Annotated in this window: 17 protein-coding genes; 13 read left to right on the top strand and 4 right to left on the bottom strand. The window is 70.0% G+C overall.

The window, feature by feature from the left end; all coding sequences use genetic code 11:
• Positions 1-2 precede the first annotated feature (2 nt).
• From CTZ28_RS49740 to CTZ28_RS34130, 4 genes are all read left to right on the top strand, one after another.
• Complete coding sequence (locus CTZ28_RS49740) at positions 3-83, top strand: Ms5788A family Cys-rich leader peptide (RefSeq protein WP_350751515.1); 81 nt, start codon at positions 3-5, stop codon at positions 81-83.
• A gap of 124 nt (positions 84-207) precedes the next feature.
• Positions 208-1,053 (top strand): sulfurtransferase, encoded by an 846-nt coding sequence (locus CTZ28_RS34140; RefSeq protein WP_121893604.1) that lies wholly within the window; start codon positions 208-210, stop codon positions 1,051-1,053.
• 46 nt (positions 1,054-1,099) lie between these two features.
• Positions 1,100-1,387, top strand: coding sequence for a DUF1416 domain-containing protein (locus CTZ28_RS34135; protein WP_004986406.1), 288 nt, complete (start codon positions 1,100-1,102; stop codon positions 1,385-1,387).
• Between the two features lie 89 nt (positions 1,388-1,476).
• Positions 1,477-1,734 (top strand): DUF3099 domain-containing protein, encoded by a 258-nt coding sequence (locus CTZ28_RS34130; protein WP_121893603.1) that lies wholly within the window; start codon positions 1,477-1,479, stop codon positions 1,732-1,734.
• 38 nt (positions 1,735-1,772) lie between these two features.
• Here CTZ28_RS34130 and CTZ28_RS34125 read toward each other — a convergent pair whose 3' ends face one another.
• Positions 1,773-2,135 (bottom strand): DsrE family protein, encoded by a 363-nt coding sequence (locus CTZ28_RS34125; protein WP_121893602.1) that lies wholly within the window; start codon positions 2,133-2,135, stop codon positions 1,773-1,775.
• Between the two features lie 583 nt (positions 2,136-2,718).
• Between CTZ28_RS34125 and CTZ28_RS34115 the strand changes: the two genes are divergently transcribed.
• From CTZ28_RS34115 to ygfZ, 3 genes are all read left to right on the top strand, one after another.
• Positions 2,719-3,294: a heme-binding beta-barrel domain-containing protein gene (locus tag CTZ28_RS34115; RefSeq protein ID WP_121893600.1), complete on the top strand. Its 576-nt coding sequence runs from the start codon at positions 2,719-2,721 to the stop codon at positions 3,292-3,294.
• Between the two features lie 144 nt (positions 3,295-3,438).
• The gene (locus CTZ28_RS34110; RefSeq protein ID WP_121893599.1) at positions 3,439-3,876 is read left to right on the top strand and encodes a Fur family transcriptional regulator; all 438 of its coding nucleotides are present in this window, start codon (positions 3,439-3,441) and stop codon (positions 3,874-3,876) included.
• 9 nt (positions 3,877-3,885) lie between these two features.
• The gene (gene ygfZ, locus CTZ28_RS34105) at positions 3,886-4,851 is read left to right on the top strand and encodes a CAF17-like 4Fe-4S cluster assembly/insertion protein YgfZ (protein WP_121893598.1); all 966 of its coding nucleotides are present in this window, start codon (positions 3,886-3,888) and stop codon (positions 4,849-4,851) included.
• A 44-nt stretch (positions 4,852-4,895) separates the two neighbouring features.
• Here ygfZ and dtd read toward each other — a convergent pair whose 3' ends face one another.
• Positions 4,896-5,321, bottom strand: coding sequence for a D-aminoacyl-tRNA deacylase (dtd, locus tag CTZ28_RS34100; RefSeq protein ID WP_121893655.1), 426 nt, complete (start codon positions 5,319-5,321; stop codon positions 4,896-4,898).
• 180 nt (positions 5,322-5,501) lie between these two features.
• On the opposite strand from dtd, the gene CTZ28_RS34095 reads away from it, so the two are divergent.
• The 3 genes from CTZ28_RS34095 to CTZ28_RS34085 all read left to right on the top strand — a co-directional run bounded on the left by CTZ28_RS34095 (position 5,502) and on the right by CTZ28_RS34085 (position 8,729).
• On the top strand, positions 5,502-6,119 hold the full coding sequence (locus CTZ28_RS34095; protein WP_121893597.1) for an RsiG family protein: 618 nt from the start codon (positions 5,502-5,504) through the stop codon (positions 6,117-6,119).
• A 126-nt stretch (positions 6,120-6,245) separates the two neighbouring features.
• Positions 6,246-7,478: a GNAT family N-acetyltransferase gene (locus CTZ28_RS34090; protein ID WP_121893596.1), complete on the top strand. Its 1,233-nt coding sequence runs from the start codon at positions 6,246-6,248 to the stop codon at positions 7,476-7,478.
• A gap of 342 nt (positions 7,479-7,820) precedes the next feature.
• A complete protein-coding gene (locus tag CTZ28_RS34085; RefSeq protein WP_121893595.1) occupies positions 7,821-8,729 on the top strand; it encodes a winged helix-turn-helix domain-containing protein in 909 nt (302 codons plus the stop codon).
• On the opposite strand, the gene CTZ28_RS34080 is transcribed toward CTZ28_RS34085, so the two are convergent.
• Positions 8,724-8,912, bottom strand: a complete 189-nt coding sequence (locus tag CTZ28_RS34080) for a hypothetical protein (RefSeq protein ID WP_121893594.1) — start codon at positions 8,910-8,912, stop codon at positions 8,724-8,726. The two genes, CTZ28_RS34085 and CTZ28_RS34080, sit on opposite strands and share 6 nt — an antisense overlap.
• A 175-nt stretch (positions 8,913-9,087) precedes the next feature.
• Here CTZ28_RS34080 and CTZ28_RS34075 point away from each other — a divergent pair, with 175 nt between their 5' ends.
• Complete coding sequence (locus CTZ28_RS34075) at positions 9,088-9,939, top strand: GntR family transcriptional regulator (protein ID WP_121893593.1); 852 nt, start codon at positions 9,088-9,090, stop codon at positions 9,937-9,939.
• Entirely contained in the window at positions 9,888-10,724 is an 837-nt protein-coding gene (locus CTZ28_RS34070) for an HAD family hydrolase (protein ID WP_121893592.1), read from the top strand. The genes CTZ28_RS34075 and CTZ28_RS34070 overlap by 52 nt, the downstream gene beginning before the upstream one ends.
• Here the strand turns inward: CTZ28_RS34070 and CTZ28_RS34065 are convergent.
• Positions 10,715-10,897, bottom strand: coding sequence for a hypothetical protein (locus tag CTZ28_RS34065; RefSeq protein ID WP_121893654.1), 183 nt, complete (start codon positions 10,895-10,897; stop codon positions 10,715-10,717). The genes CTZ28_RS34070 and CTZ28_RS34065 overlap by 10 nt on opposite strands.
• A 169-nt stretch (positions 10,898-11,066) precedes the next feature.
• Here CTZ28_RS34065 and CTZ28_RS34060 point away from each other — a divergent pair, with 169 nt between their 5' ends.
• Positions 11,067-11,942: a winged helix-turn-helix domain-containing protein gene (locus CTZ28_RS34060; protein ID WP_121893591.1), complete on the top strand. Its 876-nt coding sequence runs from the start codon at positions 11,067-11,069 to the stop codon at positions 11,940-11,942.
• The last annotated feature ends 105 nt before the right edge of the window (positions 11,943-12,047 follow it).

Raw genomic sequence — 12,047 nt, 5'->3', positions numbered from 1 at the left:
CCATGAAGCGACAGGCGGACCTCACGAAGCGGCGGGCAGTAGACCTGTGCCGCGTCGCCGCCATGCTCTGTCGCCCCTTCTGAGCGGGAGCCCCGACTTCCGCGTTCTTCAGCCGCCCAGCTCAGGGCACCCGTGCGCGCTCCCTGCGGGAGCCCGCGCCCCACGCACTCGCACGCCCCGCCGCAACTGCCCCGGAGGAGAAAGAGCATGAGCCGCAGCGACGTCCTGGTCGACGCCGACTGGTTGCAGGAGCACCTCGAAGACCCGAGCATCGCGATCGTCGAGGTCGACGAGGACACGACCGCGTACGAGAAGAACCACATCAAGAACGCGATCCGCATCGACTGGACCAAGGACCTTCAGGACCCGGTCCGCCGTGACTTCATCGACCAGGAGGGCTTCGAGAAGCTCCTGTCGGCGAAGGGCATCGCCAACGACACGCTGGTGATCCTCTACGGCGGCAACAACAACTGGTTCGCGTCCTACGCGTACTGGTACTTCAAGCTGTACGGCCACGACAACGTCAAGCTGCTCGACGGCGGCCGCAAGAAGTGGGAGCTGGACGCCCGCGAGCTGGTCGACGGCGCCGAGGTGCCCGAGCGCGCCGCGACCGACTACAGGGCCAAGCCGCAGGACACGTCGATCCGCGCGTTCCGCGACGACATCGTGGCCGCCATCGGCTCGCAGAACCTCGTCGACGTGCGTTCCCCCGACGAGTTCTCGGGCAAGCTGCTCGCCCCGGCGCACCTGCCGCAGGAGCAGTCGCAGCGCCCCGGCCACGTCCCGACCGCCAAGAACATCCCGTGGTCGAAGAACGCCAACGACGACGGCACCTTCAAGTCGGACGACGACCTGAAGGAGCTGTACACCGTCGAGGACGTGGACCTCGCCAAGGACACCATCGCCTACTGCCGCATCGGTGAGCGCTCCGCGCTGACCTGGTTCGTGCTGCACGAGCTGCTGGGCGTCCAGAACGTCAAGAACTACGACGGCTCCTGGACCGAGTACGGCTCCCTGGTGGGCGTGCCGATCGAGCTGGGCACCGGCAAGTAGGCGACCCGACCGACCCTGCAAGACCTCAGACCTCTGGAGAAGCAGCATGTGTGGAGCGAAGGCCGGCGGCCCGGACGCCTCGACGATCAAGCCCGGTGAGACCACCATCCAGGGCCAGGTGACCCGCGACGGCGAGCCGGTGACGGGTTACGTCCGGCTCCTGGACTCGACCGGCGAGTTCACCGCGGAGGTCCCGACCTCCGCCACCGGACAGTTCCGCTTCTACGCGGCCGAGGGCACCTGGACCGTCCGTGCCCTCGTGCCCGGCGGCACCGCCGACCGCACCGTCGTCGCCCAGCAGGGCGGCCTCGCGGAGGTCGCGATCGCGGTCTGAGCAGCACCACGGAACGGCCGGAGGGCCGCGCCCCACGGGTTGGACGCCCGGGCGCGGTCCTTCCGCCTGTCCGGACCTACCCTGGAGTCATGTACGCACGGCGGCGTCACGTGTACTTCGCCATGATGGGCGTCTGCATCGCACTCTTCGTCCTGGCCTGGGGCGTCGTACGCATCTGGTCGGTGCCCGCGGCCGTCGCGATGTGCATCGTGGCCATGGTCATCCCGCCCGTCGCCGCGATGATCGCCAACCGGCGCGGCCCCGAGGACCGTTGGTGGGACGATCCCTCGGGCGACCCGCAGTCCGACGAGTGGTGGGACGAGCTGGACGGCAAGAAGCGCCACTGAGCGCTCCGCCGGCAGAGCCGCGTCCGGTCGACGCGGGGTCAGTACACGAGGGCCTGGGTGCCGTCTCCCAGTGCCTCCTGCACGAAGACCTGCGCGCCCGCGATCCGTACGCCCTCGATGACGTCCTTCTCCGTGATCTCGCGGCGGGCCGCGCACTGTGTGCACAGGGTGACCCGGCCGGCCGCCAGGATCGACTCCAGCAGATCGGGCAGCGGCGCGGCATGCGGCAGGTCGAACTCGGCGGCCCGGCCCGGCAGCGCGAACCACGAGGACTCGCCGGTCAGCCACAGGGAGACCTCGACCCCGCTGGCCACCGCCACCGCCGCGACCGTGAACGCCTGCGAGCAGCGCTCGGGGGCATCGGCCCCCGCCGTCACCTTGACCACGAGCTTCTTCGCCATGCCCGAATCGTAATCAACTTCCTTGCAACGGTGCTGGTTACCCATGGGTCTTCTGTGCGCGCGGCATGAAAGACGCGCTTCATGTTCTGAGAGGGATGATCGCTGCCGCGGCCGTGCTCGGCATCGGCGCCGGTGCGTGCGCCGGCTACGTCGTCCAGGCGGACCGCGCTGCCGTCGCTCTCCCAGCCCCTGCTCGAGCGGGCCGAGGGCGAGGTCGAGGCGCTGTCGGCGGCGCAGGACAGCCCGTAGTCGGTGAGCAGCTGTCCGGCCTCGTCCCGGTCCTCAGTCCCGCAAGGGCACCGCGGCGGCCGCCCCCTTCCAGCAGACGGTGGCGCTGCAGAGCCAGCTGCTGGGCTGAACCGGGCGGCCTTCGTGGGTGGTGTCAAGAAGGGCTGACGTAAGCTGGGGCCGCCCCGGCTCTGTCTGCCCACCCTCGCTCAAGGAGCACCCGTGGAGATCTTCTTCGAAATCCTGCTGGTCCTGGTCTGCGTCGGCGTCCTCGCCTTCGCCGGGCTGGCCGTGAAGAAGCTGTACCAGGGTCAGCGCTGAGCCCGTACCCGAACCGATCCAGGAACCACCGCTCATGATCGAGATCCCGTCGGACCTTCACCCGGACCTGGTCCCCCTGGCCTTCCTGCTCGGCAACTGGGCCGGCGCGGGCGTGCACGACTTCCCCGGCTCCGAGAAGTGCAACTTCGGCCAGGAGGTCACCTTCAGCCACGACGGCCGGGACTTCCTGGAGTACCACTCCCATACCTGGGTGCTGGACAGGGACGGGAACAAGGTCCGCCCGCTGGAGTCGGAGTCCGGCTTCTGGCGGATCGACGCCCACCGCAAGGTCGAGATCACCATGACCCGTGACGACGGCGTCATCGAGATCTGGTACGGCGAGCTGGCCGACAAGAAGCCGCAGATCGACCTGGTCACGGACGCGGTGGCGCGGACCGCCGGCGCCCGCCCGTACACCGGCGGCAAGCGCCTGTACGGCTATGTGAAGAGCGACCTCATGTGGGTCGGCGAGAAGCAGACCCCCGAGGTCGAGCTGCGCCCCTACATGTCCGCCCACCTGAAGAAGGTCGTCACCCCCGAGGAGGTCGAACGCTGGGCCAAGGCCCTCCCCGACGACCTCCCGGACGACGGAATCGCCTTCTTCAAGTAGCCCACGCCTCACCGAGCCCCCACGTCCCCCGCGCCGCAACGGCCCGGGGGACGTCGTGCTCACCGGCACTCCGGAGGACGGCCGCTCGAGCGGTGTCCTGTCGACCGAGGCATGACCCCGGCCGGTGCGTCCTAGACTGGGGGTGTGGTGAGCATCGACTGGAAGAGCGATCTACGACAGCGTGGCTACCGGCTGACGCCGCAGCGGCAACTTGTGCTCGAAGCCGTGGACACCCTGGAACACGCCACCCCCGACGACATCCTCGTCGAGGTGCGGAAGACCGCGTCGGGGGTCAACATCTCCACCGTCTACCGCACGCTGGAACTGCTCGAGGAGCTGGGCCTCGTCTCGCACGCCCACCTCGGTCACGGCGCCCCCACCTACCACCTCGCCGACCGCCACCACCACATACACCTGGTGTGCCGGGACTGCCAGAACGTCATCGAGGCGGACGTGTCGGTCGCCGCCGAGTTCACCGCCAAGCTGCGCGCCGACTTCGGCTTCGACACGGACATGAAGCACTTCGCGCTCTTCGGCCGGTGCCGCGACTGCTCCCTCAAGCGTTCAACTACCGAGTCGTAGGCTTGTCGCATGAAGAGCCCCCTGCTGTCCCTGCCCGGCGCAGTCCCCGCCGAGGGTGCGGACGAAGGCGTCGCCGCCCACTACGGCGACCTGTTCCGCGAACAGCGCGCCCTCGCCGACGGCACCGGATTCGTCGACCTCTCGCACCGCGGAGTGGTGACCGTCTCCGGTGCGGACCGGCTGAGCTGGCTGCACCTCCTCCTCACCCAGCACGTCAGCGAACTTCCCGCGGGCGAGGCCACCGAGGCGCTGATCCTGTCCGCGCACGGCCACGTCGAACACGCCCTGTACCTGGTGGACGACGGCGACACGGTCTGGGCCCATGTGGAGCCCGGCACCCAGGACGCGCTGATCGCGTACCTGGAATCGATGAAGTTCTTCTACCAGGTCGAGGTCGCCGACCGGACGGCCGACTTCGCCGTCGTCCACCTGCCCGCCGGCTCGATCGCGGAGGTACCGGACGGCGTCGTCGTCCGCGAGACGGCGTACGGCCGTGACGTCTTCCTCCCGCGCGCCGACCTGGAGTCGTACGCCGAGAAGGCCGGGCCGCCCGCCGGCATCCTCGCCCACGAGGCGCTGCGCGTCGAGCGGCACCACCCGCGCCTCGGCTTCGAGACCGACCACCGCACCATCCCGCACGAGCTGGGCTGGATCGGCTCCGCGGTCCATCTGCAGAAGGGCTGCTACCGCGGCCAGGAGACCGTCGCCCGGGTGCAGAACCTGGGCAAGCCGCCGCGCCGCCTGGTCTTCCTGCACCTCGACGGCAGCGAGGTCCATCTGCCCCCGCACGGCACCGAGATCCGGCTCGCGGACGAGGACCCCGACGGCCGCAAGGTCGGCTTCATCACGACGTCCGCGCGCCACTACGAACTGGGCCCGGTCGCCCTCGCCCTGGTCAAGCGGAACGTGCCGGTGGACGCGCGGCTGATGGCCGGGGACACGGCGGCGGCCCAGGAGACCGTCGTCGAGCCCTGAACGGACCCCGTGACCCCTGGGGGAGAGCCCCGCGGCCCCGGGGTTCACATCTCCAGCAGGACGGTGAACGGGCCGTCGTTCGTCAGCGAGACCCGCATCTGAGCGCCGAACCGGCCCGTCGCCACGGTCGCGCCCAGGGCACGCAGCTGTGCGACCACCTCGTCCACCAGCGGTTCGGCGGCATCGCCCGGGGCCGCCGCGTTCCAGGTGGGCCGGCGCCCCTTGCGCGCGTCCCCGTACAGCGTGAACTGGCTGATGACCAGCAGCGGGGCGTCGATGTCGCTGCACGACCGCTCGTCGTGCAGGATGCGCAGGGACCAGAGCTTGCGGGCGAGCTGTGCCGCCTTCTCCTTGGTGTCCTCATGGGTGACCCCGACGAGGACGCACAGCCCCTCGCCCTCGATCGCCCCGACCGTCTCGCCGTCCACGACGACGCTCGCGCCGTCCACCCGTTGCACCACTGCACGCATGCGGACCATGATGCCGGGTGCCCGGGACCGGTCGTCAGGTGGGCCGAAAGGGCCTGTCGGCAGGACGATTTTTGATCCTTAACCCCCCATCTGGGGCCGTTCGGGGGCACTCGGCCGCATAGTGGCCACTTGGGGTGGCACGATGCTCCCGTACGCCGGTCGAGGGGACGGTAGAGGCACATGAGTACACCGAGTATCGGGCAGCCGCCCGGTGCGATCACGGCCGCCCTCGCGGGCGGGCAGGAGACGCACCGGCCGCCCGTGCAGCGCAGCGACAGCCCGATGCCGGCACCGGACGAGCCGAGGTACGACATGATCCGGCTGAGCCTGCCCGAGCTGCGCGTCCTGCGCCGGGACGCCCAGCGCGACGAGGCGGACCTCAGTTACGTACGGCGGCTGCTGCAGGGCCGGATCGACATCCTGCGCGCGGAACTGGCCCGCCGGGGGCCGGAGTCGGTCGCCGCGGCCGAGGCCGCCTCCGTGGTCGACCGGCTCCCGGAGATCCTCACCGACGCGCCGGCCCGGCACCGCTCGTCGGCCCGCCATGTCACGGTGGGCACGCCGCACGGCGAGGAGTACCGGCGGCTGGCCGCCGACATGCTCGCCGAGGTCGAGCTGTCCGACCTGGAGGCCCGCACGGACCAGGAGCTCAGCACGGCGATGGGCCGCCTCGTGCGCTACGAGCGGCAGGCATCCCGCCGCCGTCACCATCTCCAGAGCACGGCGGACGACTGCAGCGCGGAGATCGCCCGCCGCTACCGGGAGGGCGAGGCCCAGGTCGACGACCTGCTCCTGTGACGGACCCGGCGCGCCCGGAGGGCCGTACCGCCCTGGGTCCGGGGGTGGGTTCGTGGGGAACCGAGTCGGGTGGGTGGGCAGGTAAAACCCCGCGACAGCGCAGCGCACCGCACCTACCGTGACCCCATGACCGACGTTCGCCCCGTCACCGAGGCCGAGTTCCCCGACTGGCTCCGCGCCCTGAACACCGGCTTCCTCCGCTCTCCCACCCCGACCCCCGAACAATTGGCGGCCCGCCGCGCCCAGTTCGTCCCCGGCCGCCTGCTCGGCGGCTTCGACGGCGACCGCTGTGTCGCGACGTTCCGCTCCTTCGCCCAGGAGATCACCGTGGTCGGCGGCGCCACCGTCCCCGCGGACGCGATCTCCAACGTGACGGTCTCGCCCACGCACCGCCGCCGCGGCCTGCTGACCCGCATGATGAGCCAGGACCTCGCGGCGGCGAAGGACCGCGGCGACGTCGTCGCCACGCTCATCGCCGCCGAGTACCCGATCTACGGCCGCTACGGCTTCGGCCCCGCCACCTGGACCACGGAGTGGACCGTCGATGTGCCCCGCGCCGGCCTCGACCCCCGCTGGTCGGGCCCGGCGGACGGCGGCCGGATCGACCTGCTGGACGCGGCCGAGGTCCGCAAGGCGGGCCCGGAGCTGCACGAGCGCGTACGCCGCGGCCGGCCCGGCGCGGTGAGCCGCGACGACCTGTGGTGGCAGGCCAACACGGGCGCCGTACGCTTCGGCGACTGGACCGAGCCGTACTACGTCGGCTACCGCTCCCCCTCCGGCGACCTGGAGGGCCTGGTCTCGTACCAGGCGGACAACACCTGGCAGGGCAAGCAGCCGCAGAACACCGCCGATGTGAACTGGCTGATCGCCTCGACCCCGGCGGCCGAGCGCGCCCTGTGGCACTACCTGTGCTCGATCGACTGGATCACCAAGGTCAAGAGCGGCTGGCGCGCACCGGACGATCTGCTCCCGCTGCTGCTGCCGGACCCGCGCGCGGCCCGGGTCACGACGCAGGCGGACTGGCTGTGGGTGCGCGTCCTGGACGTCGTACGGGCGCTGGAGGCCCGTACGTACGACAGCACCGGCACGCTGGTGCTGGAGGTCGTCGACCGGCAGGGCATCGCGGGCGGCCGGTACCGGCTGACGGCGTCGCCGGCCGGCGCGAGCTGCGCACCGACCGGCGACGACGCGGAACTCACGCTGGACATAGCTGAGTTGGCCACCCTGTGGCTCGGTGACGAGTCGGCCGCGCGGCTGCTCGCGCTGGGCCGGATCCGGGAAGAACGAGAGGGCGCCGCCCACGTGGCCGACGCCCTGCTGCACACGCCCGGGCGACCGTGGTGCCCGGACCTCTTCTGATGCTCCTTCCTCCCGGCCGACCGTGATCATCCGTAGCGAGCTTGTTCAGTTGTGACTGTGCTGTACGGCTGCTGAGCCGCGATGTTGAGTTGTCGATGTTGAGTTGTCGGTGTTCAGTTGTGGCTGTGCTCCGGCGGCGGCGGTTCGCTACACGGTCGAGCCGGACCGACCAGGCTCCCGGCTCCCCTCCGGAAGGGAGCCCGGTCGGCCAACCACCGGGAAGTATGACCAGGTTGCCTAAGTTGGCTACCAACTTCACTGTACTTATCTCCGCTTGGAAGCGGCTCATAACCACCTTCCCATGAACTGCCGAAAGATGGCGGGAAGTTGTAGGGTTTCTTTGTGGACCCGGAACACGCCGCCGCCACTGGGCGGGAGAGGTCACAGCGGCCACAGAAGTCACACCACGAGGTGGCCGACGAGTTGCGCGCCAGGATCAGGTCTGGCGTGCTCCGCCCCGGCCAGCGCATGCCCACGCAGGCCAGGCTGGCCGACGAGTTCGGCGTGGAGCGCGGTGCCGTACGGCAGGCGCTGCGCATCCTGCAGTCGGAACGCCTGCTCACCAACGTCTCCAAGGGCGCGCCCGCCACGGTGGCCCCCGACCTGGGTCTCGCCCGTGTCCCGGCCGGTCCCGGGGCCCCTCCGCAGCCCACCATGGTGGCTCTCGCGTCCCGGGTGGCCGCCGCCTTCGCGGCCCCGCACGTCGAGATAGACGCCCTGTGCCTGACCTCCGTCTCGCTCACGCTCGCGATCGGCGAGCCCCTGCGCCAGATCCACGCCGGCAGGCTGAAACCGGCCAAGGTCGACGTCCGTGTCCTGCTGCCCAGCCGTGACATCGACCTCGCCTTCCCGGCCCCGGTGGAGGCCTCGGCCGCGGGCCTGCTGCACCGTCGCTGGCTGGCCCAGCGCAATGCGCAGGGCCAGGTGCTGCAGCACAACCTGCTGGCGCTGCGCGCCACGCACGGCATCGACGTACACGTCACGTTCCGGGCGCTGCCGTTCACCCCGCCCGTGAAGCTCTATCTGCTCAACGGCGCGGAGGCGCTGTTCGCTTACTACACGCTGTCCCGGCGCGAGCGGGAGATCGAGCACGAGCAGCTGGAGATGTACGACTCCGACGGCACCCGGTCGATGCTGTTCGGCTTCGAGCAGGGTGCCGGACTGCGTGACACGACCTTCGTGGAGCAGTCCCATCTCTGGTTCAACGCGCTGTGGGAGACGATCAGTTCGGAGTTGCAGCTGACGTCATAGGGCGCGACCGGTCAGCAGGACGGCGAGCAGCACCGCGCCGGCCGAGCTGACCGTCGGGCTCTTCGCCTTGACGCCTATGGTGAGCAGCAACAGGCCGACGATGCCGGTGGCGCCGTACTTCCACTGCACGAGCTGTTCGAAGCCGACGACGAAGACGGCGGAGATGAGGGCGAGGGCAGGCACGGTGGTTCCCCCTTCAGGCTGCCAGGAAGCAAAACTTCCGCCAACTTGGCTAAGTTGGCAACCAACTCTGCTTGGATTGTCCCCACTTGGCTACCATCCATAAACAACTTCTAGGCAACTCCCGCCAGATGGATCGAAGTTGTAGCGTTTGGTCGTGACCCAGGAGAACGTGGCAATGAACGGCAGCAGAAGGCTTACGCCCCAGGAGATCGCCGACACCCTGCGGGAACGTATCCGCGTCGGAGACCTGAAGGCCGGCGACCGCCTGCCCACCCAGGCCGAACTGGCCGAGGAGTTCGGTGTCGAGCGCGGCGCCGTGCGCCAGGCGCTGCGCGTGCTCCAGGGGGACGGTCTGCTCAGCAACGTCAGCAAGGGCAGCCCGCCGCGCATCGCCGAGCCGGCGCCCGCGCGCGACGAGCCCCAGCCGACCATGGTCGGACTGGGCCCCCGGCTGGCGGAGGCGTTCTCGGCGCCCCGCGTGCGCATCGACGCGGTCTGCCTCACCGCCGAGACCCTGATGCTGGCGATGAGCGAGCCCCTGCGCCAGATCCACGAGGGCCGCGTCCGCCCGGAGCGGCTCGACGTACGCATCCTGCTGCCGTCCAGGGACATCAACCTCGCCTTCCCGGTCCCGGTCGAGGGGCGTGGCGAGGAGGACCCGGTCCACCAGCGCTGGCTGGCGATGCGCAACGCCCAGGGCCAGGTCCTGACGTACAACCTCCACGCCCTGCGCTCCACGCACGACGTCGACGTGCATGTCACGTTCCGGGCTCTGCCGTTCACCCCGCCGGTGAAGCTGTACCTGCTCAACGGGGCGGAGGCGCTGATCGGCTACTACATGGTCGCGCGCCGCGAGGAGCCCACGGACAGCGGAACGCTGGAGATGTACGACACCCTGGGCTCCCAGTCGCTCCTCTTCTCCTTCGAGCGGCGGGCCGGGCAGCGGGACGCCGCGTTCGTGGAGCAATCGCAGAAGTGGTTCGACGCCCTCTGGGAAACCATCACTTCGGACCTGACACTCTCCTAGTGACTTCTGACACGAAGCAGACTGAATCGGTGCCAGCTGAGACCGAAGACGACAACCGGGGCGGGATCCTGGACGCCACCCAGGCCGAGGCGGACCATCTCACGGAGCTGATCGCGCGCGCCCGCGTCGTGCTCTGGGACTTCGACGGACCGATCTGCCGGCTGTTCGCCGGACACGCGGCGGAGCGGGTGGCGGTCGACCTGGTGGAGTGGCTGGAGGGGCGGGGCCTGCACGGACTGCTCACGGAGCCGGAACGGGAGTCCCTGGACCCGCACGTCGTGCTGCGCGCCGTGGACCGCAGACACCCCGGCAGCGACCTGGTCGCGGAACTGGAGGAACGTCTCACCCAGGAGGAGCTGCGGGCCACGGCCACGGCGATGCCCACCGCGTACGCCGACCCGGTGATCCGCACCTGGACGGCGGTCGGCTCCCGGCTCGCCATCGCCACCAACAACTCCCCGCGGGTGGTGCGTGAATACCTGCTGGGCCGCGGCCTCACCTCCTGTTTCGTCCCCCACATCTACGGCCGCACCCAGGAGCTCCAGCACCTGAAGCCGGACCCGCACTGCCTCAACCGCGCGCTGAACGCGATGGGCGCGGCCCCCTCGGCTGCCCTGATGATCGGCGACACCCCCTCGGACCTCGCCGCCGCGAACGCCGCCGGGGTTCCGTTCCTGGGCTACGCGCGTAACGACCGCAAGGAGAAGATCCTCCGCGAGGCGGGCGCCACCGTGATCGTGCACTCGCTGTCGACGGTCCTGACCCTGCTCCGCGCTCAGGCCTGAGTCATCAGCAGGGTGAACACCAGGGCGGTCCCGACGGCCAGTCCCACCCGCTGCGCCCGTATGCCCACGCCCACCGTCATCAGCAGTACCACGCCGATGAGCCCGAGCTTCGCCTGCGCCGCCATGCCGAGGAACAGTTCGAGGAGCGCCCCGGTGATCTGAGGCTGCAGCATGCCCACCACCCCCTATCCAGTTTCGGCGTGCCATCCGTGATCAGTCCAATTGGACTGGTTGCCTGATGATGGTCTGCCCTGGTTGGCTGATCGCTTAACCGCCCGGCCAATCCGCCTGTCCGATGGGGTAATTGGTTTGCCAGTGGCCCGAAAGCGGTACGGTCGAGGCGTGGCTGCGCAACATGCGGGTGACGGCGGCGGAGGCCGGAAGTTCCAACGGGTCTCCGACGAACTGCGGACCCGGATCACCGACGGCACCTATCCGCTGAGCTCCTTCCTGCCGTCGGAACGCGACCTCGCCGAGGAGTTCGAGGTCTCCCGGGACACGGTGCAGCGGGCGCTGCGGGAACTGGCCAGCGAGAACTGGATCGCATCCCGCCAGGGCAGCGGCTGGCGGGTGGCCAAGACCCAGCGCATACACTCCCCGACGCCCAGGGCCACCCGCTCCAGCCGGGGTGTGACGCTCGGCCCCCTCATCAGCGAGGCGTTCGAGCGGCCCGAAGTCACCCTGGATGTCTTCACGTTGACCTCCGAGTCGCTGGACGCGCACATCCGCCTCCAGGTGGAGCGCATCCACGGCGGCTTCATCCACCCGGAGCGCATCGCCCTGCGCATGCTGCTGCCCTCCGAAGGGCTGCGGCTGCCGTATCCGCGGGTCAAGGACGACCCGGCCGACGAGCGCCCGAGGGCGCGCCTGGCGGCCATCAGCCGACGCCACACGGACTCGCTGCGCGGCCTGATGAAGGACCTGTCGACGGAGGAGCTGGTGCGCTCCGTCGACGTGCAGATCTGCCACGTACCGCTGGTTCCGGCCTTCAAGCTCTATCTGCTCAACGGCACCGAGGTGCTGCACGGCATGTACGACGTGATCGAACGTCGGATGGAGCTGGACAGCGGCGAGGTGATCACGGCCCTCGACGTCCTCGGTCTCGGCGCCACCCTGACCCACCATGTGACGGACGCGGACCCGAACGCGCCGGGTTCGGTGTTCGTGGCCGGCATGCAGTCGTGGTTCGACTCGGTCTGGGACAAGCTCGCCGAATAGCGGTGGCGCCGCCGGGCGGGGGCGGGCCGGTGCGCTACCATTCGCGCACCGTAGGACGACGGCTCCGTCGCCTCAGGGGCGGCGAACCGATCCGTTCCGAACGAC

The sequence above is a fragment of the Streptomyces shenzhenensis genome (assembly GCF_003688995.1).
In the GTDB taxonomy this organism is placed as follows: Bacteria; Actinomycetota; Actinomycetes; order Streptomycetales; family Streptomycetaceae; genus Streptomyces; species Streptomyces shenzhenensis_A.
This window is presented reverse-complemented; position numbering and strand designations above follow the sequence as displayed.

Excerpts from the sequence above, each read along its gene's own strand:
- CTZ28_RS34090 (WP_121893596.1), top strand. The coding sequence starts at position 6,246 with ATGACCGACGTTCGCCCCGTCACCGAGGCCGAGTTCCCCGACTGGCTC.
- CTZ28_RS34135 (WP_004986406.1), top strand. The coding sequence starts at position 1,100 with ATGTGTGGAGCGAAGGCCGGCGGCCCGGACGCCTCGACGATCAAGCCC.
- dtd (WP_121893655.1), bottom strand. The coding sequence starts at position 5,321 with ATGCGTGCAGTGGTGCAACGGGTGGACGGCGCGAGCGTCGTCGTGGAC.
- CTZ28_RS34075 (WP_121893593.1), top strand. The coding sequence starts at position 9,088 with ATGAACGGCAGCAGAAGGCTTACGCCCCAGGAGATCGCCGACACCCTG.
- CTZ28_RS34130 (WP_121893603.1), top strand. The coding sequence starts at position 1,477 with ATGTACGCACGGCGGCGTCACGTGTACTTCGCCATGATGGGCGTCTGC.
- CTZ28_RS34065 (WP_121893654.1), bottom strand. The coding sequence starts at position 10,897 with ATGCTGCAGCCTCAGATCACCGGGGCGCTCCTCGAACTGTTCCTCGGC.
- CTZ28_RS34115 (WP_121893600.1), top strand. The coding sequence starts at position 2,719 with ATGATCGAGATCCCGTCGGACCTTCACCCGGACCTGGTCCCCCTGGCC.
- CTZ28_RS34140 (WP_121893604.1), top strand. The coding sequence starts at position 208 with ATGAGCCGCAGCGACGTCCTGGTCGACGCCGACTGGTTGCAGGAGCAC.
- ygfZ (WP_121893598.1), top strand. The coding sequence starts at position 3,886 with ATGAAGAGCCCCCTGCTGTCCCTGCCCGGCGCAGTCCCCGCCGAGGGT.
- CTZ28_RS34125 (WP_121893602.1), bottom strand. The coding sequence starts at position 2,135 with ATGGCGAAGAAGCTCGTGGTCAAGGTGACGGCGGGGGCCGATGCCCCC.
- CTZ28_RS34095 (WP_121893597.1), top strand. The coding sequence starts at position 5,502 with ATGAGTACACCGAGTATCGGGCAGCCGCCCGGTGCGATCACGGCCGCC.
- CTZ28_RS49740 (WP_350751515.1), top strand. The coding sequence starts at position 3 with ATGAAGCGACAGGCGGACCTCACGAAGCGGCGGGCAGTAGACCTGTGC.